Genomic DNA, 24,528 nt, shown 5'->3' on the forward strand with positions numbered 1-24,528 from the left:
TTAATCGGATTTTAGAGACGCGAGATGAAGACAGGAGTGGTCGTTTTGAAGTGGACCTCGGGATTATTGATCGGGATGGGCCTGGCCCTCGCCGCCTGTGCAAAGGAGCCTGGTCACGGTAACAACCAGCAGGCGCAGGAATTCGTCGATTATATGGTGCAGGAGCACGATTTTAACCGCGAAGAAATGCAGCAGCTGATGCGCGAGGCAAAGCGCAAGGATGCCATTCTCAAGGCGATCAAACGCCCCGCCGAGAAGGCCAAGCCCTGGTATGAATACCGCAAAATGTTCATCACCCCGAGGAGTATTGCCGGTGGCGTGGACTTTTGGGATCAGAATGCCGAGGCCCTGGCTGAGGCTGAAAAAAAATATGGCGTACCCGCCGAGATGATCGTTGCCATTATCGGTATTGAGACCCGCTACGGTGGCAATATGGGCGGCTACCGGGTGCTGGATGCGCTCTCCACCCTGGCGTTCAACTACCCCCGCCGCTCGGCGTTTTTTACCAAAGAGCTGGAGAATTACCTGCTGCTGACCCGCGAGCAGGATATGGACCCGCTGGCCCTCAAGGGCTCCTATGCCGGCGCTATGGGCTACGGCCAGTTTATGCCTTCCAGCTATCGCTCTTATGCGGTGGACTTTAGCGAAGACGGCAAGGCGGATATCTGGAACGATCCCACCGATGCCATCGGCAGTGTGGCCAACTATTTTGTAAAGCACGGGTGGAAGCCCGGCGAGCCGGTTGCCGTACTGGCGAGCCCGCGCCCCAATGCGGATATGACCATCGTCAACGATACCCTGCGGCCGCAGTGGACGGTGGGCGAGCTGGCGGATAAAGGCTTTAGCGCCACCAGCCAGGTGGCCCCGGAAATGCCCGCCAATGTATTTTCTCTGCAAACGGAGCAGGGCAAACAGTACTGGCTGGGCCTCAACAACTTTGCCACTATCACCCGCTATAATCGCAGTCGTCTCTATGCCATGGCCGTCAACGACCTGGCTCAGGAGATCGTCAAAGCGAGAGGTGGCAAGTCTTAAGGCGGCCTTAGCTGCGCTGCTAAATTCGGTCCAAATGGAGGGAACCATTTGGACTTTTGACGTTCTGACTCTTTCTATCTTATTTCGCAGTACCAGATAATAACGGTTTGGAGACGGCAGCAATCGCGCGCCGGGGGGATTATGTTTCAGTGCAAAGCGCGTTGGGGAGTGGCCCTGGCGGTCCTGATATTGGCGGCCTGTAGTAGCCCGCAGCCAAAACCGCAGAAAAGCCAAAATACCACGCCGGATTTTAATAGTCTTAAAGATAGCGGCCCTTCCACACCGGTGAATATGCAAGCCGCCCCAGAGCCTATCCCTGTGCGCGAGCCTATCGGTGATGCGGGCAATAAATCCCCCTACAAGGTCAACGGCGTCACCTATCGTGTGCGCAATGATGTCAAAGGTTACAAAGAGGTGGGGCACGCCTCCTGGTACGGGACAAAATTCCACGGCCGGCGCACCGCAAATGGCGAGATCTACAATATGTACGCCATGTCTGCCGCCCACAAAACGCTGCCGCTGCCCAGTTACGCCAAGGTGACCAATCTCGACAATGGCCGCAGTATTATTGTGCGGGTAAACGATCGGGGCCCCTTTGTGCACGGGCGAATTATCGACCTGAGTTATACCGCTGCACAGAAGCTCGGCTATCTGGATCAAGGCGTTGCCCGGGTTGAGGTGGAAGCGCTGGACCCGGCCTCACTGCCCGCTGCCAATGAAGTGCTGGCCAACAGCGATGGCACTGCGGGCTTGGCAGAAGATACGACTATTAAACTGCCCGATAATACCTATTTGCAGGTCGGCGCCTATAGCAACGCAACACAGGCCCGGGAGATTCGCGCCCAGTTGGCCGTTGCCATTGACTATCCTGTTGCGGTTAGTTCCGTTCAGCGCGGCGGCAAGACTTTTTATCGGGTGCGAATAGGCCCGCTAACCCAACAGCGAGCCCTGGCAACTGCGCGGGAAACGGTTGAGCAAAAACAGCTTGGCCAGCCACAGGTTGTTTATGAATAATGTTTTTGGGCTTATGGGCATCAATGCGGTGGGGTAAATCTCCCCAGATGCTCTATGACTATTCCGGCGGGCGATAGTCATTTGAATACCCATTCACAAAATACTGCGCACTGGCGCCTTTTTTCTTGTATTTTGTAATCTTGTAATGATGGGCGGCGTTTGGTGACAAGCTGTAGCGCCGCTGATTAACCCTGTAGTCTTCGTTGCAGGTTAGTCCATAGCCAACGAAAACGAGGAATGACGAGACATATACCTATGATGACACGGATTATCGCCTGTTCTTTCCTGTTGTTCTGTGCGGGCCTGGCCCAGGCGCAATCTCTTATCCCGGCACCGCCCCAGCTGGCGGCCAAGTCTTACCTGCTGCTGGATGCCAATACCGGCCAAGTATTGGTTGAGCACGAGGCGGATACCCAGCTCCCCCCGGCGAGCCTTACCAAAATGATGACGGCTTATATCGTCTCTGAGGAAATCCTGAAAGGGAGTATCAAAGAGAACGATATGGTGCGCATTTCCGAGAAGGCCTGGCGCAAGGGCGGCTCGAAGATGTTCGTCAAAGTGGGTGACCAGGTGCCGGTGATCGACTTGATGCGCGGTGTCATTATCCAGTCCGGCAATGATGCCAGTATCGCCCTGGCCGAGCATGTGTCCGGTAGCGAAGAAGTCTTCGCCGAGGTGATGAACCAGCAGGCCGAACTGCTGGGCATGGAGCATACCCACTTCGTCAATGCGACCGGCTGGCCAGCTGAGGGGCATTTAACTACTGCCCGCGACCTGGGCATTTTGGCCCGCGCACTGGTGATGGATCACCCGGAACACTACGACATTTACTCCGAGAAATACTTCAGCTATTCCGGTATTAACCAGCCCAACCGCAACCGCCTGTTGTGGCGCGACTCCTCTGTCGACGGTATCAAGACCGGTCATACAGAAGAGGCCGGCTACTGCCTGGTAGCTTCGGCGATGAAGCGCGGTATGCGCCTGATCGCGATCGTGGTGGGCACCGATAGCGATGAAAAACGCGCTTCCGAGACCCAAAAACTGCTGGCTTACGGCTTCCGCTACTACCAGACCCACAAGGTCTACGGCCAGGGTGAAGAGCTGCAAACCGAGCGTGTCTGGGGCGGGGAAGAGCCCAGCGTGGGCATTGCCGTAGCCAAAGACGTGTTTGTCACTATCCCCCGTGGTGGTGAGGACAGCATTAAAGCGGACCTGATTGTGGCCGGTGAGCTGGAAGCGCCTGTGCAGAAGGGTCAGCCGGTAGGTAAAGTGGTTGTGACCCTGGACGGCGAAACCGTTGCCGACGTTAAGGCGGTTGCCGCCGAAGATGTGGAGCGCGCCGGTTTCTTTAAGCGTATGTGGGACTCCATCAAGCGCTTTATGATGGGCTTTTTCAGCTGATTTCGGCCTCGGGGATGGGAATGATTCCCATCCCTGTCCATCCCTCCCTACACCTCTGTCCACTTCCCCTTCTGCTTACTGTCCACTGCTGTTTAGCCGCTGTATAATCGCCGCCCGGCTGTGCTCAAGCTTTTCTCAATATCTAGCAGCCCGTTCCCGGAGAGTGGTATGAGTCAAGATCCCAATCAAAAAGCCCCAAAAATCGAATTCCCTTGTGAAGACTATATGATCAAGGTGGTGCGCGATGCCAATAACGACGCGCACGAGTTTGTACTGGAAGTGATGCGCCGCCATGCCCCCGGCTTGGATGAAGAGCGTATTACCCTGCGCGATAGCAGCACCGGTAAATTTACCTCTATGACCTTCTTTATCCTCGCCACCGGTGAGGAGCAACTCAAAGCATTGTTTGAAGAGTTGAAGCAGCACCCCGCTGTACATATGGTGCTCTGATGACCATTGTTCGCAATCTGGCGCGGCGAGATTACAAGAGCGTCTGGCAGGCCATGTCGCACTATACCGATAGTCGCGATAGTGAGAGTGCCGACGAGATCTGGTGCGTAGAACACGAGCCGGTTTTCACTCAGGGCCAGGCCGGCAAGGCTGAGCACCTGTTGAATACCGGTGATATTCCCGTGGTCCAGGTGGACCGGGGCGGGCAGGTGACATATCACGGCCCCGGCCAGCTGGTGGTGTATCCACTGCTGGATTTGCGCAGGGCCAAAATTGGTGTGCGCGAGCTGGTCTCGGCACTGGAAACCGCCACTGTGGCGATGCTGGCAAATTTTGCGATCGCCGCAGCCCCCAGGGCCGATGCACCGGGCGTTTATCTCACCGAAGGGCCCCGCGCGGGCAATAAAATTGCCTCTATCGGTCTGCGCGTAAGGCGGGGGTGTAGCTTCCACGGTATTGCGATCAATATCGATATGGATCTGGCCCCCTTCCTGCGGATTAACCCCTGTGGTTATGCCGGAATGCAGATGGTGCAGATGGCGGAGATATTGGAGCCTACCCCCGAGTGGGGACAGGTTGCTGAGATTTTTGTGCGCGAGTTACTCCGCGCGCTTCGGTTGTCTGACGCCCAGTGGCAACCCATCGATGAAAAAGAATTTGCGCAACTGAGCGCAGAACCGCAGGAATAAATTAATGGCTGATAAACCCGATCTGGTGCCTGTAAAGCGCACTCGCCGCCTCCAGCAGGGGGAGAAACTCCGCGATGGCGATAAGGTAGAGCGTATCCCGGTGAAAGTAATCGCCAGTGATAACCTGCTGCGCAAACCCGACTGGATTCGCGTAAAGGTGCCGGCGTCAAAAGAAGTGGATCGCATCAAGAGTATCCTCCGCTCACAGAAGCTCTCCACGGTTTGTGAAGAGGCGAGCTGCCCCAACTTGGGCGAGTGTTTTAGTAACGGCACCGCGACCTTTATGATCATGGGGGAAATTTGTACCCGTCGTTGCCCCTTCTGCGATGTGGGCCACGGTAAGCCCAACCCGCTGGACCCGGAAGAGCCAAAGAACCTGGCGGATGCCATTGCGGCGATGAGCTTGCGCTATGTGGTGATTACCTCAGTGGATCGCGATGACTTGCGCGATGGCGGTGCCGAGCACTTTGCCCACTGTATTCGTGAATCCAGAGCGCAGTCGCCCAATTTACAGGTGGAAATTCTTACCCCGGATTTTCGCGGTCGTATGGATGTGGCCCTGGATATCCTGGAGAAGGAAGCTCCGGATGTGTTTAACCACAATTTGGAAACGGTACCTCGCCTGTATAAAGAGTCCCGCCCCGGCGCCAATTACAAGTGGTCTTTAAAGCTGTTGCAGGAATTTAAGAAGCGCCGCCCTGATGTGCTGACCAAGTCTGGCTTGATGGTTGGCCTGGGTGAAGAGAAAGAGGAAATTTTCCAGGTAATGGACGATATGCGCGAGCACGATATCGATATGCTCACTATCGGCCAGTACTTGCAGCCCAGTAAGGAGCACTTGCCGGTGCAGCGCTACGTTCACCCGGATGAGTTTGAAGAGTATCGCCGTTACGCCGAGAAAATCGGCTTTAAACACGCGGCTTGCGGCCCATTGGTACGCTCTTCTTACCACGCTGACAAGCAGGCCCACGGAGAGAAGGTGGGCTGATTCGGGCTTTTAATTTGATTTTTTTAAGGGTGCTTTTATGCACCCTTTTTTATTTTTGGATTACTAATCTTCAGTTTTTTATTAGCGCTGGGTTTTTTAGCGGGGGGGCAGCGCAGAGTTCAACGAGTTGTTTTTCTACAGTTGTGCAGGTTATCACTATAAGTTGAAATAATAGTATCTGTTTGTTCAGTATTAATTAAATATTCTGTCTCTCTCAATTCTGATCTGAATAAGATAATCGAAAATTTCGGCGCTCTAATAGAGGTTGCTTAGTGAGAGTGGCCGTAAAATGGAGGGCAATTGGTTTTTGCTGGAGAGCTGGCTGGCTGATCCCCAGTTTTGAATATCTTCGAATAGCGTACTTACAGTACAACCTCTCTGCGGCATTGCTTTAAGTTATGCCTGAATGTCGCTGATTTCAACTTAACGAGCGTAGTCTAGGCTTGTCCCCTGAAGGCTTATTTAGGGGGTTGCCCCTATGTGACTATTCAGCCGCTTTCTGCCGGGGGATAACAGGAATTGCACTAATAGCAGATCTTCAGTAACTTTACAGAAAACAATAACTGTCAGAGATACTACCCTACCCGGGTGTCTCATCTGCCATATTCAAAAGACGGATCTAATCAAACTGGGCAAAAGTCGTTATTTAATTACTTTATGGAGCCTCTGAGTCACTCTGAAAACCCCGTAGAAGTATGACGGAGTTATTTACAGGCTTCTTAGTACTAAGTGATTCCGGTAACTTTGTCTTGATATGCCGCATATTGGTGCAATCTGCCCAGGCGATCGACGTTATCCATAATTAAAAAGCACAATAATGAGAGAGGACTAGCGATGACCCCAGAAGAAAAGTACGAAAAGGTGAAGGACCTACAGCCTCTGGAACTTCTGTACCAGAGAGAAGTGCAGCAGGCCGATGCCATTTTTCTTCGCCAGATGCAGCAGCGGCAGTGGAGAGACTACACCTGGGGCGAGGTGATGGATCGGGCGCGCAGGATCGCGGGCTATTTACGCAGTCGATTTGAGCCCGGTGATCGCATCGCTATTCACGGCAAGAACTGTGCGGACTGGATTATTGTAGACGTGGGTATCATGCTGGCGGGTATGATTAGCGTGCCACTCTACCCGGGTCAGTCGGTCTCCTCCATGACCTATGTATTGAAGCACTCTGAATCGAAGATGCTTTTTTGCGGTGCCACAGATGATAATGCGGCGCTTCAGGAGGTTGCCGATATGTTGCCCTCCGTCGCTATCCAGCGCTGTGAGATCCGCTGTGATCAGGACCTGGAGTCCCTAATCAAAGGCTGTGAGCGCTTTGAAGGGAAGCCGGTCTTCGATTTGGATGATATTTTCACGATTATGTATACCTCTGGAACTACCGGCAATCCAAAAGGGGTTATGCACAGCTGGTCTTCGGTGGTCTTTGTCTCGCCAAATATGATTCGCGGTTACGGCATGGATGAAAACGACCGGGTGCTCTCCTATCTCCCCCTGGCTCATGCCGCAGAGCGGATATTGGTTGAATTCCACTGTCTGTATTCGGGTACCCGAATTCACTTCCCCGAGTCCCTGGACACTTTCCTGGAAGATTTAAAGCGCACGCGCCCGACGATGTTTTTCTCAGTTCCCCGGCTCTGGACCAAGTTCAAAGAGGGAATTGATGAAAAAATTCCGCCGTCACTACAACAGGTGTTGCTGCGTATTCCCGGAATCAATACTTGGCTGAGAAAAAAAGTTCGCTATGGGCTGGGGTTGGATGAGGCCGAGGTATTGATCAGTGGCGCCTCGCCCATTTCCATTGAGCTGCTTCGCTGGTATGAGCGTATGGGTATGAAGGTGGCCGATGGTTACGGTATGACCGAGAACTTTATTTATGGCTGCTTTGCCCCGCCGGGGGAAGACCCTGTTCCTGGAACCGTGGGTAAGCCTTACCATGGCTGTGAAGTTAAGATTTCCAAGGAGGGGGAGATACTATTTAAAAGCGGCTCCCTGATGAAGGGCTACTACCTGGAGCCGGCAAAAACGGCGGAGGTGTTACGGGACGGTTACTATTATACCGGCGATTCCGGTTTTATTGATAAAGATGGCCTTGTGCATATTACCGGGCGTATTTCTGAGACCTTTAAGACCAGTAAAGGCAAGTTTATTCAGCCCAGCCGCCTGGAAAGTTATTTTGGCAATGAGACATTACTGGCCCAGCTCTGTGTGCTCGGGCATGGAATGGATCAGCCGGTGATGCTGGTAACACTCTCCGAGTCTGCTGAAAAGCTGGCGCGAGAGGAGGTCGATGGGCAGTTGCAGAAGTTGCTGGCATCTGTGAATGAGAAGTTACCGCCATATGAGCGGATTAACACCATCTTTATTACCAGAGAAGAGTGGACCCCCCTCAATGAGTTCCTGACGCCGACCTTGAAGATCAAGCGCAAGGTATTGGAAGCCCACTATCAGCCGTTATTTAAGCAGTATTCGGATGCTAAAGGGATTGTTTGGGAGCCCCGCGCTCCAGTTGCCGAGGTTTCCCGGGAGGCTTCGTTGGAGGTGGCGAGTTAAAACTACCCAGCCATAATAAAAAAGCCCGGCCTATTGCGCCGGGCTTTTTTACCTGCTCAATCAGTGAGTGTAGCTTTGACAGTGCTGGGATCTTCCCCTCAATTCAATTTGAATGCTTTCCGCTGAGCACTCAAAGTCATCATTAAATTTGCAGTTTTCCATCTTGCAGGCGCCGACGCCGGCGGTGCGGGAGCTGCTTGTGTGGCGGGAATTGGTGAAAAAGGTGTCACAGTCGGGATCTGCACCATCGCCAATCGTAATCGCTCTGGCGTGGCAGGCATCATTGGCGTTATATGCGCACTGGCTGGCGGCACAGCGACTGACTTCGGGCATATCGGTTGCGATAATCATGGCAGGCCTCTCCTTAATCGTCAGTTGGAGACTAGTTCAGCCTGGAGGCAAATCAATAAAAAACCATAGAGTCCGTGGGGGAATTTTTATTTTTGTTGTATAGGTTTATTTTTTTATCGCAAAAAGTTTTTCAGTGAATCGTTTATAGACCTTTTAGGGGCCCAGCTTCACCTAGCCGCCAGTATCTGTCTCAAGTACTTTATGAGCCCGATACCCTTCAATTTCTATTGGGGGCTTAGGTGTTTGAGTGAGGGAAAGAGGGGTAATAAAAGGGAGGGGCTGTGCCCCCGGCTGGGGGCACAGTTACCACTTAGAAGCGGTAGGTTACATTGACGGAAGCCGATTCAGTGGTCGGGCGGGACGCGACAGTGGCATTCACTGCGATAGCGTCAGCGGCCTGCCAGCGAATGCCGGCAATCATACCCATGCCGCCGTTGAAGATGCCTTCGTCAACACTGGCGTAGCTCGGCATAGCATTCATATTGCCTTCCATGGACTTAACACCGACCTCAATGGTGTCTTCCTCGGTGCCATTGGTGTCTTCATACCAGATTTCCGCATAGGTGTTAACGGTCTCCCAGCTCTTGCTGGCAAAAGCACCGAAACGCATATTTCTCAGGCGGCGCTCTTGATCCCCGTAGTTCATACCCAGGGGATCTTGCTCATTGCCATTGGCATCGGTGTAGGTGAAGCCTTCAATCGCATCTTCGGTATAGCCATCTACATCGGTAGTGACCCTGGTGAAGCTGACAAAGGGACCGAACTGGAAGGTGCCGCTGTCGAGCAGATTGGCACCGGCAGTAATGCCCAGAGACAGGTTTTGGCCGGAGGTGTTACCGGTCAGGTCGCCGCTATAAGAATCGGCGAGGGAGACGGCCCGGCTAACTTCGTCATAATCTACATCGGTCAGGGTTGCGTTACTTTCGACAAAGAAAATGTCGTAGTGCATGCGGCCAAAGAAGCTGTAGTTGGTTGAAGTGGAGTCGATAGCGAGCTGGGAGTTGTCCACATCGATATTGGAGCGGCTTACCGCAAAACCGATTTCAGCGTTGTCGCGCAGGGCGTAGGTCAGGCCGAGAACGTTGGAGTAACCGTCCCCTCTGACGTTTGCGGTGTAGTCGGTATCGTAGTCAATATTACCCAGGGAGCTGCCGGCGAATACGCCGGTTTGCGCGGGGCGGTAGCGCACACTTGCCAGGCTCTCGTCGAGGCTGTTGGTGTGGGTGCGGGCAGCCTGGATAGCGATATCCGGCAACTGGCCGGCCACCTGAGCGGCATTGACGACGGCGGTGTAGTAGTCAGCCAGAATTTCCTGGCCAATTTGGGTGGGGTGTACGCTGTCGTTAAAGATCAGCTGGTCCGCATCGGGATCGCTGCCGTCGATACCGTAAACTGGATGCTCAATGCAGTCATTACCGCTATCGTCGTAGCAGTACTGGCTCTGATCAAGGTCGGAGGGTAGTCCCAGCAGGCTGGGGTTATTGAGGGCGACCTGAAGAATCCCCGATTGGTCGACCATCAACACGCCGTCGATATCTTTGGCTTTGCTGAGCAGGTCGGCGTTGAAGCTTGCAGCAGCCGCGCTGGCCTCTGACAGCACTCCGTCAATGGCGTCGGCCAGCTCGGCGTCAGCCTCGTCCTGGGTTATTAGGCCGGCGTCAACGGCTGCCTGTAGAGTGGCGGCGTCATCACTGGAGTAGACCGCCTCATAGGCTGCGGCGTAAACACCGGGGGTCTTGCTGATATCCGGTACGTTGGACAGCAGGATGTAATTGGCTCCGGCATCGGACAGCGCGCCGGCAGCGCTCGCCAGCATTGTCGATGCAATTTCCAGATCCGCAGTGACTTCTTCGGTGGTGGCAGTGCCAGCGGCGACACTGGAGAAACCGCTGAGGAGATCGTTGCCGCCGCCATTGACCCAGTAAAGGGCATTGTGGTCAACGCTACCGAGAGTGGTTTCCAGGTAGCCCATGCCGAGAGGGAACGGACTGCCAGTCGTGCCACTGTCAGCAATGATAGTGGCCGGGGCCTCATCAATCGCATCTGCCAGGCTGTAGTAGTAGCTTGCGGTATCAGTGTCGCCTGCTGCGGTATACAGGTCGCCAGCTGCACGCATTTGAGAGGATAGGGTCGGGTCCTCTTGCGCTGCCAGTACGTAGGCGAGTTGAGTCAGGTCGGGGTAAAGACCTGTTTCTGTGTCCCGTGTACGGTCGGGCAGGAGTGCGCTGGCAAAGCTGTGCATGCTGGAGTCATAGGTGATGCCACTGGCTTCCAGGTACGCGTAGTAGTTTTCGCTACCGATAATATTGACCAGGACATCCGCTGCCTTGTGGCCGCCAACAGCCCAGCCATTGCCGGAGTTGGTAAAGGCTTCCGATACTTGAGCTTGAGCTTCCGCCAGCAGCTCCTCTGTAGTCATGCTGGTATCAGACAGGTCGACATCCGGCAGGCACAGTGTTAGATCTGCGCAGGAGGGAGTAACGGCTCCCAGGCCTAAATTTTGTGACAGGATGCTGATTGCAACTTCGCGGTCGTCGCCACCATTGGTGAATACATCGTAGTTGCCGACATCGGTCAGGCTGTCACCAAAGGCGATAACTTGGGAAAAAGCGGTATCTTTGGCAAAGGCCGCAGGGCTTGTCATTGTTGCGAGTGCAATGGCCGCAGCGAGGCTACGCTTGGCGTTGTGCATGGTTTTCTCCTTGTCGCGGTAATCTCACACCCGCGGAGACATCGGGAGCAGTCCAGAGGAAACTACAGGGCGCGAGTCTTTATTGTTCTTTGCTCCAGTACCTCAAGGTAGCTGGGCGATATTATCAAATTTGACTATAACTTTAAAATAAGTCACAAATCATTTCGGGTATTTTGTCGGCCTGTGAGGCCGCTTTAATAGCTTTTATTGGGCTGGCGCAATATTACTTAATGAGGGTTGCTCGGTAAATGATGTTTATCCCTCAATACTGCCACTTTATAGAAAGCATTTTTTTATCATTTGATCTCTGTCAATGGCGAATTGTATCTGTGTGACAGGACTGGCTAGCCGCTGGGCTATTTGGGCAGAATAGTCACTGGGTTTTGTATTTTTAGTAAAACGATGTAGCTCGGGTTTTGGATTTTATGGTTTATGGAAAAGGTAAGGTGTCGATTTCTCAAGATGAGATCGAAATGAGTGCGATACGCGCGCAAGGCGCCGGCGGCCAAAATGTAAATAAAGTCTCCAGCGCGATTCATCTGCGTTTCGATGTCCGGGCCTCCTCACTTCCAGCACCGATTAAGGACGGCCTGTTGAAATTAAAAGATCGGCGCATCTCCTCTGATGGCGTGGTGGTGATCAAGGCTCAGCGGTTTCGCACCCAGGAAAAAAACCGTATAGATGCCCTGGAGCGCCTGCAGGAGCTGGTCGATAAAGCCGCTTTTAAGCCGAAGTTTCGCGTGGCAACCAAGCCCAGTCGCGGTGCGAAGGAGCGCCGCCTGCAAACAAAAAATCGTCGCTCCCAGGTAAAGGCAATGAGGGGGCGAGTTAAAGATCAGCACTGATCCGGGGGCAGGGGTGTTTATTTTTCGAGGCTTTACTTGGTCCCTTGGTGCCAATTTGGGCTGTTGCCAGGATGTGGCCATCCGTGCAATTTCGCTATTGATAAACGGCTTTGCCATTTGTCATGTGGTGCCAAGCTGGATTGGGTAGATTTTCCCTTGAACCTCCGCAGATTCTAATCTCCACAGAGGTTCCTTGACGCTTGTTGACCAGAGAGGAGTCGCTAGAGGTAGGGAGAGCGGGCGAGGATTTCCTGGTACTCGGCCTCGCGTTGTACCAATTCGAATTGTAAATTTTCGATCTCCATCCCCAGCTCTGAATGGCGAACCTTCAGGCGGGCGATATCAGCGATGAACGTCACCCGCTCAGAGTTGCTGACGGTTTCATCCACTAATAGAGCACCGATCTCTGTCATATTATCGAGGGTCTGCTCCCTCTCCAGTTCGAGATCGTGAATGGTCGTTACCAGTGCGTCTACAACTGTTTTGGCATGAAAAATATCTTGCCCGGAATGGTATCCCCGCAGAAACAGGCCCTCGAGGTCGGCGGGGCAGACGCCGTTGTAGTTGTTGCCGGAGCGCCCCTGGTCAAATCCGCGCAGTTCGGTACAAAATAACTCCAGCCCTTCACTGCGCCCACTGCGATAAGCCTTGGTATTGAGCGATACTCCATACTTTGCACAGGCCTCGCGGCGCCCGCCCAAGTAGGACAGGTCTCGACCCGCTGCGCCATCTTCATAGCCGATTGCCTGCCAGTCAGCGACATAGCACTCATCTTCACTCATGGTGGCACAGCCTGAGATTAATAGCGCAAAAAGAAAGAGGAGGGTGATTCCGGGAGCAAATTTCACGACGGCTTTCCATATCATTGGTTTTATTGCAGCTTACCCAGTCGATCCTGACTGGAAGCTGAAGAGGCTTCTTAGTTGGACATTATTTTATCAAACTATGAGGTGTAGAGGTGCCCCTTGGCCGTGGGAGCCGATGGCAGTGGGTTCCAGTTAGCCTTTGCAGCCCTGCCGGGCGGGTAAGCCAAATAGCTTTACCGGGGCTTCGCTGCACTGAGGTGGGGCTATAACGCTATTGGGCGCGTGTCAATTTTGCAGTATGACCTGTAGATATCCGCGATTTTGCCGATTGGGATATTACAGGGCAAGCAGGGATTAAGGGGGTTTGGGTGGGATGGGTGGGATGGTGTGGACCTTTCCTGTGATGGGGCAGTTGTAGATCTAATTAAAGTAAAGGGGAAGAAAGCCCTTGGGTTTTTGAACTGTTTCTAGTTCTATTTGTTATTAATAGTTTTTTTATATTCTATGTTTTTTTGCCTATTTGTGATCCACTTATAGTTTATTGTGGCTCCTAGGTTGAATGGCGCCAAGTGGTTTTAGTATTTTTTTGTGCTGTGCTAGCTTTTCCAGGTCAGGTTGGTCAACCTGTTTTTGTTTGTTCCCTCTGCGTTTTTCAAAAAATAAATAATAATAAATGGCTTGGATTGTCCGTGATTGTTTGTTGGTAAGGTCTGTAGTTCCACTCTTGATATTTTTCCGCTATTTGAATGCTGTTGAAATTCAAAATTGCTGTTTGTGCAGGCTTCTTGCATGTGTGTTTATTGCCCGCCTGTGTTTTGGATGTGTAAGGAGTGCGCAGGGGGTTAATTCAATGTGGAGAAGATAATGAAAAAAATGATTAGAAGGTCTTTGCTGGGGGTGCTTGCAATCCCCAGTGTTGTTATGGCTCAAGAGCTGTGGATAACGATCGGTAATGACGGCTATCAAACGTTAAAGAAAAATAATAGCCTGGTTGCCAAACAGTCACTCACAATCCAGGGTGAGGAGCGTAATGGCGTTACTATTTTAAAGGTTGATGAGGAGAATCTCTCCGATATATCGACATTAATGCATATTAACCATAATCGCTGCGGCGGTTTTATGGTGCATGACTCACTGGAGGAGGCCGAGGCCGCACAGGTCTCATCACTGACGACAACTTTTAATAACTTACTCGCCTACTCTATTGACAATGCCGATGCGGTGAATGCCCTGCAGGCAGAGATTTCAGAGTCCAATATACGATCAACTATTCAAACTTTGTCGAACTTTACCAATCGCTATTACAGTACTTCTACCGGCGTGGATGGTGCCGAGTGGATAAGGGATAAATGGCAGGCGCTGACGAGTTCACGCAGTGATGCCTCTGTGGAGCTCTATAGCCATAGCTGGGCACAGCCCTCTGTTATTTTGACGATTCAGGGGCAAACAGATCCTGATGAAATTATTGTGCTGGGGGCTCATCTGGATTCTACCGTGGGTTTTGGTACCGGTGAGGGTACGCGGGCACCGGGGGCCGATGATGATGCCTCGGGTATCGCAACACTGACAGATGTTATTAATGCAATTGTTGCCACCGACTACAAGCCGGATAAAACCCTGGCTTTTATGGGCTACGCTGCTGAGGAAGTGGGGCTGCGGGGCTCCGGTGATATTGCGGAAGATTACCGCTCACAGAACAAGAATGTGATCGGTGCTTTACAGCTGGATATGACAAATTACTATGGCTCAAATAGTGATATCTACCTTATAGGAGATTACACCAATAGTGCTCAGAATAGCTTCCTTGAGGACCTGGCTGATACCTACCTGAGCGATCTCACGGTTGCAACCGCTTACTGTGGTTACGCCTGCTCCGATCACGCCTCCTGGTACAACGAGGGCTACCCGGTTTCCTTCCCTTTTGAGGCGACTTTTAATGGTTCAAACCCATATATCCACACCTCAAGTGATACCCTCGCTAACAGTGGTGGGGATGCCAGTCATGCTGTGAAATTTGGCAAGCTCGCAGCGGCTTATGTCGCCGAGTTGGCCAAGGGCTATATCGGGGATGATCCAGGTCCCGATCCAGACCCCGATCCCGATCCGGACCCAGGTGAGGAACAAACAGAAACCTTCAGTGGCTATGTCGGCCGCAGCTCGGAGGATGACTATGGCCCCCTCAGTGTGACACCCGGTACTGATTTTACTGCAGAGATGAGCGGTACTAATGATGCGGACTTGTATGTGCGTTTTGGTGCGGCACCGACTTTGCGCCAATACGATTGCCGCCCCTATGAGGGGGATAGCGATGAGACTTGTTCTTTAACCGTGCCAAGTGGTGAGAGCGAAGCCTACTTTATGGTGCGGGGCTATAGTCGCCTGGGATCAGATTATGAGGTGGATGTTACCTATACGCCTGAATAGCCAATATTGCATGTAGCTGCGGTATTTCTTTCTGATTTATTGTAGTTAGTTATTTTTCACCTCTCCAGAAAGTCACGTTTGGCAGTTTTGAGTTTTTGCTGAACGTGAACTTACCTCTTTTTTAAGAAAAAGCACGTCATTAATTTTTTGATTGGTTGGAAGTTGGCATTTATTCGCGTAAAAACCTAACCAGCGCTCACTTTGGGTGTGCTCACTAATTAATTGAATTTGGTTTTGTTGGTTTTTATGGATTAAATCCTGAATCAAGCCTAACACCCGTGTGTATTGCTCAGCGGCTCCCGAATTTTATCCGGTGCTATTCTTCTTGAAATTAATAATGAGAAAAGAGGGTGGTGAATATGAAGCGTTATGTGTTAAAGCCTTTGTCTCTTGCAGTGGCTGTTACGGTTTTAAATATTGGTGGCTATGTTGTCGCTGAAGAGAGGGAAGAGGAGGCCTCCAATTCTGCTGACCGGGCAATGGAGGAAGTGATAACCACGGGTACACGCAAAGAGGGGGTATCCCCCACTGAAACCCTCTCGCCGGTCGATGTGGTTGCTGGAGCGGATGTTGCCAATCAGGCCAGCTTTGATCTGACGGAATCCCTGGCAAAAATTGCCCCCTCATTTAACACGCAGAGATTTCCCATTGCCGATGGTACCGCTTTTATTCGTCCGGTGACGCTGCGAAACTTATCTCCAGACCAAACTCTGGTGCTGGTCAATGGAACCCGTCGCCACCGCTCCGCACTGGTCAACTTACAGCTCGCTCCCCTGGGTACTGTGAATCAAGGCGCTCAAGCCGTGGACTTTGCCGCACTGCCGGCTATGGCTATCGAGCGGGTTGAGGTTTTGCGGGATGGGGCATCGGCGCAGTACGGTTCCGATGCGATTGCCGGGGTGGTTAATATTATCCTGAAGGATGACGCAGAGGGTTTTAGCCTGTCTGCGCAGACCGGGGAATATTATGAGGGGGATGGCACCCGGATGAGCCTTGCGGCAAATGCGGGTTTTGCATTGACGGAGTCTGGGTTTGTAAATGGCACTGTCGAATTTTCCCGTGCAGACAAAACCTGGCGCAGTGAGGCGCGCCCGGACGCGCAGCTGGTGGGGACCGTTGTCGGTAGCAACCTGGTGCCCCTGGATGGCCTGGGGCAGAGGTGGGGGGACCCCGATATTGAGTCTATGAAGTTGTTTATTAATAGTGGCTTGGAAATTTCTGACTCGGTTGAATTATATGGAAATCTGGGATACTCCGAGAATGAGACGATGTCAGACTTCTTCTATCGCGGCCCGGTACTGGACCCGGAATACCAATTCACCGCCAGGGGGACTCTGCAAGTCGATAGCCCGAATGATCCGCTGGACCCGAGCAGTATCGATTACATGCCCGATCCCGCGCCCCAGTCGTTAATATCCGCTCTGTTGGCGCAGGGGCTGGACCCATCGAATTACCTGGTGGCTGACTCATCGAGCCCCAGTGGCTACGTCTTGCGCAACCCGATTTATACCCAGTTTCCCGGGGGCTATAACCCGCAGTTTGGGGCAGACATTTACGATATTGCCGCAGTAGTGGGTGCCCGTGGGGAGTTGGTTAATGGCCTGTCCTGGGATATACGCGGGCGCTTGGCAGAAAATGAAGTGGACTATGTCCTTAAAAATTCTATTAACCCAAGTTTGGGGATTTTGTCTCCCACGTCGTTCAAGCCGGGCACGCTCACACAGGAAGAGTCCAGCTTCAATGCAGATTTTGTCTACCCCATTGAGGTTATGGCCTTCGCCTCCCCGCTGAACCTGGCATTTGGTGCTGAGTGGCGCGAAGAAACCTACTCAATTGGCCGGGGCGATACAGCGTCTATCGCGGTGGGGCCGACGGCGGCCTACTTTGGCGTGGGCTCCGATGGTTTTCAGGGTTTTCCGGTCGAGGCGGTTGGCAGTTTCAGCAGCGAGAGTATCGCGGCTTATATTGATCTCGAAGCGGATGTGACAGACGCTCTGACCTTGGGGGCGGCTCTGCGCCTGGAGGAGTATGATGAATTTGGCTCAACCTCGGACTGGAAGTTGTCAGCCCGCTACGATGTCAATGAACGGCTGGCCTTGCGGGCCACGGTAAATACCGGCTTCCGGGCGCCCACCCCGGGTCAGGTTAATACCTTAAATGTCACCACGACATCGGATTCCAGCGGCAACCTGATCCCCAATGGTACCTACCCGGTTAGTCACCCGGTAGCGATAGCGCTGGGGGCTGCTGAGTTGGAGCCGGAAGAGTCCAGCAGTTTTACTCTGGGTGCGGTGTTTAACCCAATGGATAATACCAGTGTGACAATCGATTATTACAGTATCGATATCGAGGATCGCCTGGCTCTGCGCAACAACGCTATTGGAGAGGATGAAGTTATCCTGCTGCAAAATGCCGGTATAGAAAATGCGGCACTGCTCAATGGCAGTAATGCCAATTATTTCGTCAATGCTTATGACTCGGAAGTGTCCGGGGTGGACCTGGCGATTACCAGCGATTTTGCCGTACTTGATAGCCTGTTGGTGGTGGATCTACGCCACAATTACAACCGCCAGGAAGTCACCAATGTCACGGAAAATACGATTAATGCCTCGCGGGTGTTTGATCTTGAAAACCAGGTCCCCAACAACCGGACGACGTTAACTTTTGATCTCGATACCGGTAGCTTCTTCGAGGGCTATTTGCGCTTTAACCGATATGCCGGCTGGGAGTCCACCAGTGGTTTGTTTGGTGACGGAAATGCCAGCGATACTTACAGCTATGGCAGTGAAATTCTGGTAGATATCGAAGCGACTTTTACGCTTTATGAAAATTACAAACTATCCCTGGGGGGCGAAAATATTTTTGATGAAATGCCCGATGATGAGCAGGACCCGACACTGCGATTTCTCGGTGTGCGCCATGCCCTGACATCGCCGTTTGGGTTTAATGGCGGCTATTGGTATCTGCGCGCGAGTGCAGATTTTTAGCGGCTTGCCTATAGGGCAGAGGCTCCCTGGTTGAGGGGCCTCTGAATATTGTCAGGTTTTTTATCGGGTGGTTTTTGTCAGCCCGGCGCGGGCATTAAAATCCAACACGATCTGGGGCTCATCGGTGAATACGCCATCGACGCCCTGGGCCGCCAGTAGGATCAGGTCGTTGGGGTCGTTGACAGTAAAGACATAATTTTTAAGCCCGCGCATTTTGGCATCGCCGATCAGATCCGCATTGACAAAATCGACACAGGTGTGAAGAGAGTAGGCTTTAAGCGGGACTGAGCAGGCGGCAAGGTCGAGAGGTACACCGACAATCAGTACTCCCCGGCGGACTTCGGGGATCAATTGCAGACACCGATAAAGCTGGCGGTGATCAAAAGAGGAGACGATGTACTGTTCGCAGCTCGCGCCGGTATCCTGTGTAAAAGCGCGAATCTCCTCTGCGAACAGGTCGGCACAGTCAGGCCCTTTAAGCTCGATATTGAGCTGGGCACGGCTCCCCACAAGTTCCAGCACCTGTCGCAATGTGGGCACTTTATTGCCACAGGGGAGAGGCCTTTCTTTCAGGATTTCCGGGTGTACTTCCGTGATTAGCTCTGAGCCCGCAAGCAGGCGCCCCAGTCGCCGGTCGTGCTTGACCAGAAGTTGCCCGCCGATATTCCACACGTCAATTTCGATCCCCTCCGCGTTCAGTTCCAGCGCGTGTTGGATGGCCTCGAGCGTATTTTCACTGGCTCGCTGCTGATAGCCCCGGTGGGCGAAACAGAAGAGCGTAGCTGAAGTCATGGTTTATCAGTCCATTTTCGTGGTCTGTTGCAGACTGCCTTTGAAGTATTACGGGATTGCTAAGGCAGCACCAAAGTTTCTGCCAGTTGTGGGCTAATAGGCTATAAAAAGTTATTTTTTATAGCCTGTGGGAGTAGAACAGTGGGGCGCGCGGCTAGTCTCCGGCCAGGGCGCGGTAACAACCCTGATGGAAAATCAAAGGTTCGCCGCCAAAGGCTGCAAATTCCAGGACTTCGCCTAAAAGTATCGTGTGATCACCACCGTCGATACACTGGGCGCGACGGCAGTGGAAATAGGCGGCGCACTCCTCAAGGCGGGGTATGCCATTGGGGCCTTCATGCCAATTGACCTGGCCAAACTTGTCTGCGCCCCGACCGGCAAACAGGTTGGAAACATGCTGCTGGTCTGCCCGCAGAATATGAACAGCAAAGTGCTCTTGCGTAGTAAACGCCTTGTAGCCCATAGATTGCTTATCAATACTCCATAAAATCAGGGCGGGATCCAGGGAGACGGAGTTAAAACTGTTGGCTGTCATGCCGGCTGGTTGGCCGCTGGTATCCTGAGTGGTTATGACAGTGACACCTGTAGCAAAGTGGCCGAGGGTGTCCCGCAACAGCCGGCTTTGCTCGGGTGATGGGGGAGTCGTACCGCTTTTCTCTGTCGTCATACTAAGGCTACTTGTACCGAAACTGTGAAGGGCGGCCATTTTAAGGCAAAAGTAAATGATTTGCGCGCTTTACCCCGAACCCATATCAAAATAAAAATGGTTACTGGTCTTTTTTGACTGCTAGTTCACTATGGCCTGACACTCCTGGCTGAGCCTGCTGCGGTGGGCAACAGCGCTGCCTGTCAGGGCGAAGCCGAGCAGTTCTCCGCTGCTATTGCGAAATTCGGCACAAACTCCACCGTTTTCCCGCTGGATTTGCCAGGTGCCCTGGGCGCCGGGGTGGGGAGGGAAGATGACAGTGGGGTGCAGGGTGGTTTTCACGGCGATAGGGATTACACCGAAACAGACTGGGCTGGGGTGGCCAGATAGGGTTTGTGCCAGACACTTTGCCTCGGCGATAAGTGGCGCAACAAAGAACCGCTGCTGCTTATCGATTTCTGCGCAATCCCCGAGGGCATAGATACAGGGGTCGCTCGATTGTAGATACCTGTTAACGGCGATCCCCCTTTGGATTGATAGGCCGGCCATACTGGCTAGATGGGTATTGGCTTCGAGCCCTAATGCGGCGAGAACAATATCTGCTTCAAGCACCTCTCCGCTGTCCAGGTGCGCCCGTATACCGGCGCCGGAGTCCTCGATTCGAGACAGTGATGTGCCCCCGTGAAAGCGCACACCATGACTTTCCAGTGAATTCTGTAGATCGAGGCCAACCGCTCTGGGGGTCAATGCAGCCAGTGGCCACTGTTCGAGGTCGACCAGATCCACCTCGAAGCCGGCCTGTATCAGGTCATTGGCAAATTCGCAGCCGATCAACCCGGCCCCCAAGAGTAATATGCGCTTGCGCCCGACCGCAGCGGTGCGAAAGCGGTGATAGTCTCTGAGGCTGTTAATGCGGAAGATAGGCGCCAGGGTATCCCCTTGGTAGTGAGGCAATTTGCGGCAGTTGGCGCCAGTGGCCAGGACCAGTTTCCCGTAGTGAACCCTGCAGACTCGCTCTGCCCCCTCCTGCTGGAGGGTCAGCACTTTATTGGCGCGATCTATCTGTATTACCCGTGTGTGCACGAAAATCTCTGCATCGAGTTTCCGAGCCATTTCCTCGGCGCTGGCAGAACTGAGCTGTTGTGCTGTTTTGCCCAGGGAGAAAGAGGCCGATAGCAGGGGTTTGGAGTAAAAGGCGCCGTCATCGGCAGTTATCAACAGGAGCGGGGATAGGGGAGCCCGTTTGCGGAATTCTCGTGCCAAATTATATCCGGCCAGCCCCGTTCCAATGATGACCACTGTTGTTGTGATGGCGCTGTTGGGTTGCTCGGGCTCTGTGGGGGTGGTTTTACCGGCGGGAGCCCGATTGAATTCCCGCTTGCTGACACCGCACTGGGGACAGCTCCAGTTGGCGGGAAGATCCTCCCAGCGGGTAGCGGGGGCAATGCCATTTTGCGGATCTCCCTCGGCCTCACGGTATATCCAGTTGCAAACCATACACTCCCAGTTGTGCGGCTCTGCGGGGGGACTTGTGCCGATCTGCAACATAGAGAATTCGCACTTGGCCGCGCCGCACTCCGGGCAACACCAGTCGTCGGGAATGTCCTCCCAGCGAGTACCGGGGACGATACCATCCTCCGGCCAACCTTTGGCCTCATCGTATATCCAACCGCAGTTCTGGCACTGCCACTGTTTGTATATCGACATATTTTTCCACCAAGCGGGTTGGCCCCGGTAGCCAAGGTAACCGGGGTCTTCCCATTTATAGTGGTAAAAGGGTGGGGAGTTGCGGGAGGGTTGTGTTATTCCGCGCCGCGCTGGGCAATTTTGCTTAGGGCACTTTGATAAATATTTGCAATTTCCCCGGGGTGATTAATTGAAATACCTAAATCGTGTACCAGGCCATCCTTGAGACCGTATACCCAGCCATTGACGGTGAGTGCCTGGCCCGCGCGCCAGGCATCGCGAACGATGGTGGTCTGGCAGACGTGTATCACCTGCTCCAGAACATTGAGCTCACACAGTAGGTCTGTGCGCTGCTGCTGTTGAAACAGGTCGATCAAGGTGTGGTGTTTGTCTCTCACGTCCTGGATATGTCGCAGCCAGTTATCGATCAGGCCCAACTGCTCATTATGCAGTGCCGCCTGAACACCGCCACAGCCGTAATGACCACAGACGATAATATGTTTTACCTTTAGGATTTCTACAGCGTATTGGAGCACAGACAGGCAGTTCAGGTCTGTGTGAACGACGACATTGGCAACATTCCGGTGAACAAAAAGTTCACCGGGCAATAGGCCGACAATTTCATTGGCGGGCACGCGGCTATCGGCGCAACCAATCCAGAGATATTCTGGGCTTTGCTGTTCAGATAATTTAAGGAAAAAGTCGGGCTCGTCTTCGCGGGTTGCCTCAGACCAGTGCTGGTTATTTTTTAATAAATGATTAAGCGGGTGCAATGAATTTATCCTGAAGTGACCACTGGGACATTTACGCAGCAGGATAGCGGCTTTGTTTGTGCAGGCCAAGTGTATCTGGTCTAATCTGAAAAAGTGACTATTGATTAATACCTGGTCTAAAAAGGAATGACAGATCATGGGAAGAAAGAAAAGCGCCATCTCAGGGAGGAGGCACAGGGTTTCCAGACACGCAAATCCTGTGGGGCGGCGCCGTCTGAGGGTGCGCCAGTTGTTGGCGAGACGGATACGCCTGCGCAGTTATTTGCAGTATTTTTTGGCAGATGATAAGTCGGAGGGCGAAAAAATAGCGGAGAAGATAGACTCGGAGATTGTGGAGTAATACCGATAACGTATTTTGCAGGATTTTTTATTATCGTCGTTAAACTACTGGTGGGGCTCAATAAGCCCCTGAATTTTACTCAAGGAGTAGAGCAGAGCGCTGTATGATGTTATCGGGTTGTGATATCGCTACGGATTTAAAAATTTGCCTGGCTAATTATGATGAGTTAGAGCATGGGAAAGCGATCATCGCTTTAATGGAGGAGTATGCGCTCCATCCATTTGGCGGGGGCGAGCCTCTTGCGGACCGCTGTCGGTCGGAATTGGTGCCCACATTAAGAGCGTTTCCCGGGGCTTTTAGTATCCTTGCCTATCGGGGAGAGCGCGCTGTTGGTCTCGTCAATTGTTTTAGCGGATTTTCCACCTTTTTATGTAAGCCGCTGATTAATATCCACGACGTGATTGTCAGTGAGTCTGCTCGGGGGTTGGGGGTGTGTACGGCTATGTTAGATTTTTTGGCCAAAGAAGCGAAAGCCAAGGGTTGCTGTAAACTTACCCTGGAAGTTTTACAAAAAAATTACACGGCACAGGCGGCCTATCGCAAGACGGGGTTTAAGCCCTACGCTTTGGATGAGGAGTTTGGTCAAGCGGAGTTTTGGCAGCGCTATCTTTAGAGGCCTCGGCATAACCCCGCAATATCTCGGCGGGGCTTTTAGTGCTTCCCCCAGCAATGACTTACTGTTGTTGGTAACTGCTGGGGTAGTTTTGCCGGCGCTATATCGCCTTTGCCTCGGATGTTTCCGGTGCCTCGGGCGCTTTTTTCCAGAAACTGGCGAGGCTGATCACCGTGAGAATACCAATTAAGCTGACACTAAATAGCATTCCTGTTAGGGGTTGCACAGGGTTTTGTTCATAGAGCCAGCCCCCCACTGCAAAGCCTATGGTGTAGCCCCCGGTATGCATCAGTGATAAAAGGCCAAACAAGCGGCCGTTGCGCTGTTGCCCTCGACTTAACAGGGCGCTGTAGCCGGGAACCAGAAAGGCAATACCGATAACAAATAGTAGTAAGCCTGGCGCGGCAAAAGCGCTGCCCAGGGCGAGTGACAGAGTCGCGGTGCCCAGGCCCATGCACAGCACGCCTATCATCAGGCTGATTTGCGGGTGCTTTATTTTTCTTACTAATCCCACCTGGACAAGAAATCCGCAAATTGCGACAGCGGCAAGCAGAATAGCCGTTGTCGATGATGCTCCCAGTGCACTTAAACCGTATAAATCTTGCAGCACCGGTCCCATAACAACTTGCAGTTGCCCGATACTCACCGTGCCCAGCAGTGCTATTGCGAAAAAGCCCATGGTTGCAGTGGGCCAGTGAGTGGTTTCAGCTTTCTGCTTCGCCGTTTTTTTACTGGAGGCCTGGGGTAAAAACAGTGCCAGGGCCAGAGCGGAAAGGGGCAAGAGTACCAGCCATAACAGCGGCCATAAGCTGCCTGCAACAAGGGCTGGCAGTGCAAGTAATGGGCCCAAGCCACGGCCTAAGTTAGCGGCAGCACTGATTTTCGATAGAATAGACAGCCGCTGCTGCTCCTCTCCCAGCTCAATAGCCCAGGCCTGACAGCAGGGGAAAATTGCGGCAGCGTTCAACCCGTACAGAATCCTGCTGGCAACCAGGGCCACCAGTGCGGTGTCAGTGTCCAGGTACCCTTGGGCCAGGGCAACCAATAGGGCTACGAATAACACCTGCGCCAGCAGTGCCCCACTGAGGCCGAATAACAGTATCGGCTTTCGCCCAATTTTATCCCCCAACTCCCCCCAAACTGGGCCTGCAATCATCAGGCAGAAAGTGCTAACCGCAACCAGTGCGCCGAGCGTGGCCAAATCCAGTCCGCAGTACTCGATGATCAGTGGGATCTGGGTCAGCAGGATGACCTGGGCTGCACCCTGACTGGCAACAATCCAGTTTATTTGTTGAAGGTGGAGGGGGCGTTTCATTCGGGCTCCAGAGGATAAATTTTAACCAGACATCAAATTTGTCCTACACAAAAGTGCTTAGCCGAATAATTTCCCTATCAAAAGGCTTGATGTGTACCAAATTTAGCGAGATGATAATAAAAATACAAATC

The 24,528-nt window shown here is 52.7% G+C and carries 20 protein-coding genes; 11 read left to right on the forward strand and 9 right to left on the reverse strand.

The window, feature by feature from the left end:
- Positions 1 to 24: 24 nt before the first annotated feature.
- The 7 genes from mltB to ACJJIF_RS19210 all read left to right on the forward strand — a co-directional run bounded on the left by mltB (position 25) and on the right by ACJJIF_RS19210 (position 8,127).
- The gene (mltB, locus tag ACJJIF_RS19180) at positions 25 to 1,035 is read left to right on the forward strand and encodes a lytic murein transglycosylase B (RefSeq protein ID WP_444929875.1); all 1,011 of its coding nucleotides are present in this window, start codon (positions 25 to 27) and stop codon (positions 1,033 to 1,035) included.
- A 141-nt stretch (positions 1,036 to 1,176) separates the two neighbouring features.
- Entirely contained in the window at positions 1,177 to 2,049 is an 873-nt protein-coding gene (locus ACJJIF_RS19185) for a septal ring lytic transglycosylase RlpA family protein (protein ID WP_444929876.1), read from the forward strand.
- 255 nt (positions 2,050 to 2,304) lie between these two features.
- Positions 2,305 to 3,450: a D-alanyl-D-alanine carboxypeptidase family protein gene (locus ACJJIF_RS19190; protein WP_444932384.1), complete on the forward strand. Its 1,146-nt coding sequence runs from the start codon at positions 2,305 to 2,307 to the stop codon at positions 3,448 to 3,450.
- Positions 3,451 to 3,618: 168 nt separating this feature from the next.
- Entirely contained in the window at positions 3,619 to 3,900 is a 282-nt protein-coding gene (locus ACJJIF_RS19195; RefSeq protein ID WP_444929877.1) for an HP0495 family protein, read from the forward strand.
- Positions 3,900 to 4,589 (forward strand): lipoyl(octanoyl) transferase LipB, encoded by a 690-nt coding sequence (gene lipB, locus ACJJIF_RS19200; RefSeq protein WP_444929878.1) that lies wholly within the window; start codon positions 3,900 to 3,902, stop codon positions 4,587 to 4,589. Before ACJJIF_RS19195 ends, lipB begins: the two co-directional genes overlap by 1 nt.
- A gap of 4 nt (positions 4,590 to 4,593) precedes the next feature.
- Positions 4,594 to 5,577: a lipoyl synthase gene (lipA, locus tag ACJJIF_RS19205; RefSeq protein ID WP_444929879.1), complete on the forward strand. Its 984-nt coding sequence runs from the start codon at positions 4,594 to 4,596 to the stop codon at positions 5,575 to 5,577.
- 834 nt (positions 5,578 to 6,411) lie between these two features.
- Positions 6,412 to 8,127: an AMP-binding protein gene (locus tag ACJJIF_RS19210; RefSeq protein ID WP_444929880.1), complete on the forward strand. Its 1,716-nt coding sequence runs from the start codon at positions 6,412 to 6,414 to the stop codon at positions 8,125 to 8,127.
- Positions 8,128 to 8,187: 60 nt separating this feature from the next.
- On the opposite strand, the gene ACJJIF_RS19215 is transcribed toward ACJJIF_RS19210, so the two are convergent.
- On the reverse strand, positions 8,188 to 8,478 hold the full coding sequence (locus ACJJIF_RS19215; protein ID WP_444929881.1) for a DUF1540 domain-containing protein: 291 nt from the start codon (positions 8,476 to 8,478) through the stop codon (positions 8,188 to 8,190).
- Positions 8,479 to 8,788: 310 nt separating this feature from the next.
- Positions 8,789 to 11,170, reverse strand: a complete 2,382-nt coding sequence (locus ACJJIF_RS19220; protein WP_444929882.1) for an autotransporter domain-containing protein — start codon at positions 11,168 to 11,170, stop codon at positions 8,789 to 8,791.
- A 446-nt stretch (positions 11,171 to 11,616) separates the two neighbouring features.
- Between ACJJIF_RS19220 and arfB the strand changes: the two genes are divergently transcribed.
- Entirely contained in the window at positions 11,617 to 12,015 is a 399-nt protein-coding gene (gene arfB / locus ACJJIF_RS19225; protein ID WP_444929883.1) for an alternative ribosome rescue aminoacyl-tRNA hydrolase ArfB, read from the forward strand.
- Positions 12,016 to 12,236: 221 nt separating this feature from the next.
- On the opposite strand, the gene ACJJIF_RS19230 is transcribed toward arfB, so the two are convergent.
- The gene (locus ACJJIF_RS19230; RefSeq protein ID WP_444929884.1) at positions 12,237 to 12,863 is read right to left on the reverse strand and encodes a DUF2799 domain-containing protein; all 627 of its coding nucleotides are present in this window, start codon (positions 12,861 to 12,863) and stop codon (positions 12,237 to 12,239) included.
- An 822-nt stretch (positions 12,864 to 13,685) separates the two neighbouring features.
- Between ACJJIF_RS19230 and ACJJIF_RS19235 the strand changes: the two genes are divergently transcribed.
- Positions 13,686 to 15,245: a M20/M25/M40 family metallo-hydrolase gene (locus ACJJIF_RS19235; protein ID WP_444929885.1), complete on the forward strand. Its 1,560-nt coding sequence runs from the start codon at positions 13,686 to 13,688 to the stop codon at positions 15,243 to 15,245.
- 72 nt (positions 15,246 to 15,317) lie between these two features.
- Here ACJJIF_RS19235 and ACJJIF_RS19240 read toward each other — a convergent pair whose 3' ends face one another.
- On the reverse strand, positions 15,318 to 15,512 hold the full coding sequence (locus ACJJIF_RS19240; RefSeq protein WP_444929886.1) for a hypothetical protein: 195 nt from the start codon (positions 15,510 to 15,512) through the stop codon (positions 15,318 to 15,320).
- A gap of 92 nt (positions 15,513 to 15,604) precedes the next feature.
- Between ACJJIF_RS19240 and ACJJIF_RS19245 the strand changes: the two genes are divergently transcribed.
- Entirely contained in the window at positions 15,605 to 18,232 is a 2,628-nt protein-coding gene (locus ACJJIF_RS19245; RefSeq protein WP_444929887.1) for a TonB-dependent receptor plug domain-containing protein, read from the forward strand.
- A gap of 60 nt (positions 18,233 to 18,292) precedes the next feature.
- On the opposite strand, the gene ACJJIF_RS19250 is transcribed toward ACJJIF_RS19245, so the two are convergent.
- The 4 genes from ACJJIF_RS19250 to can all read right to left on the reverse strand — a co-directional run bounded on the left by ACJJIF_RS19250 (position 18,293) and on the right by can (position 22,129).
- Positions 18,293 to 19,024, reverse strand: coding sequence for a glycerophosphodiester phosphodiesterase (locus tag ACJJIF_RS19250; RefSeq protein ID WP_444929888.1), 732 nt, complete (start codon positions 19,022 to 19,024; stop codon positions 18,293 to 18,295).
- 154 nt (positions 19,025 to 19,178) lie between these two features.
- Entirely contained in the window at positions 19,179 to 19,691 is a 513-nt protein-coding gene (locus tag ACJJIF_RS19255) for a flavin reductase family protein (RefSeq protein WP_444929889.1), read from the reverse strand.
- 120 nt (positions 19,692 to 19,811) lie between these two features.
- Entirely contained in the window at positions 19,812 to 21,377 is a 1,566-nt protein-coding gene (locus ACJJIF_RS19260) for an FAD-dependent oxidoreductase (protein ID WP_444929890.1), read from the reverse strand.
- A 95-nt stretch (positions 21,378 to 21,472) separates the two neighbouring features.
- Positions 21,473 to 22,129 carry a carbonate dehydratase gene (gene can, locus ACJJIF_RS19265; protein ID WP_444929891.1) on the reverse strand — a complete coding sequence of 219 codons (657 nt, stop codon included), beginning with the start codon at positions 22,127 to 22,129 and terminating at the stop codon, positions 21,473 to 21,475.
- A gap of 443 nt (positions 22,130 to 22,572) precedes the next feature.
- Here can and ACJJIF_RS19270 point away from each other — a divergent pair, with 443 nt between their 5' ends.
- Positions 22,573 to 23,082, forward strand: a complete 510-nt coding sequence (locus ACJJIF_RS19270; RefSeq protein ID WP_444929892.1) for a GNAT family N-acetyltransferase — start codon at positions 22,573 to 22,575, stop codon at positions 23,080 to 23,082.
- 100 nt (positions 23,083 to 23,182) lie between these two features.
- On the opposite strand, the gene ACJJIF_RS19275 is transcribed toward ACJJIF_RS19270, so the two are convergent.
- Positions 23,183 to 24,397, reverse strand: coding sequence for an MFS transporter (locus tag ACJJIF_RS19275; protein WP_444929893.1), 1,215 nt, complete (start codon positions 24,395 to 24,397; stop codon positions 23,183 to 23,185).
- Positions 24,398 to 24,528 lie beyond the last annotated feature (131 nt).

Source organism: Microbulbifer regidiadema (SeqCode), assembly GCF_052467605.1.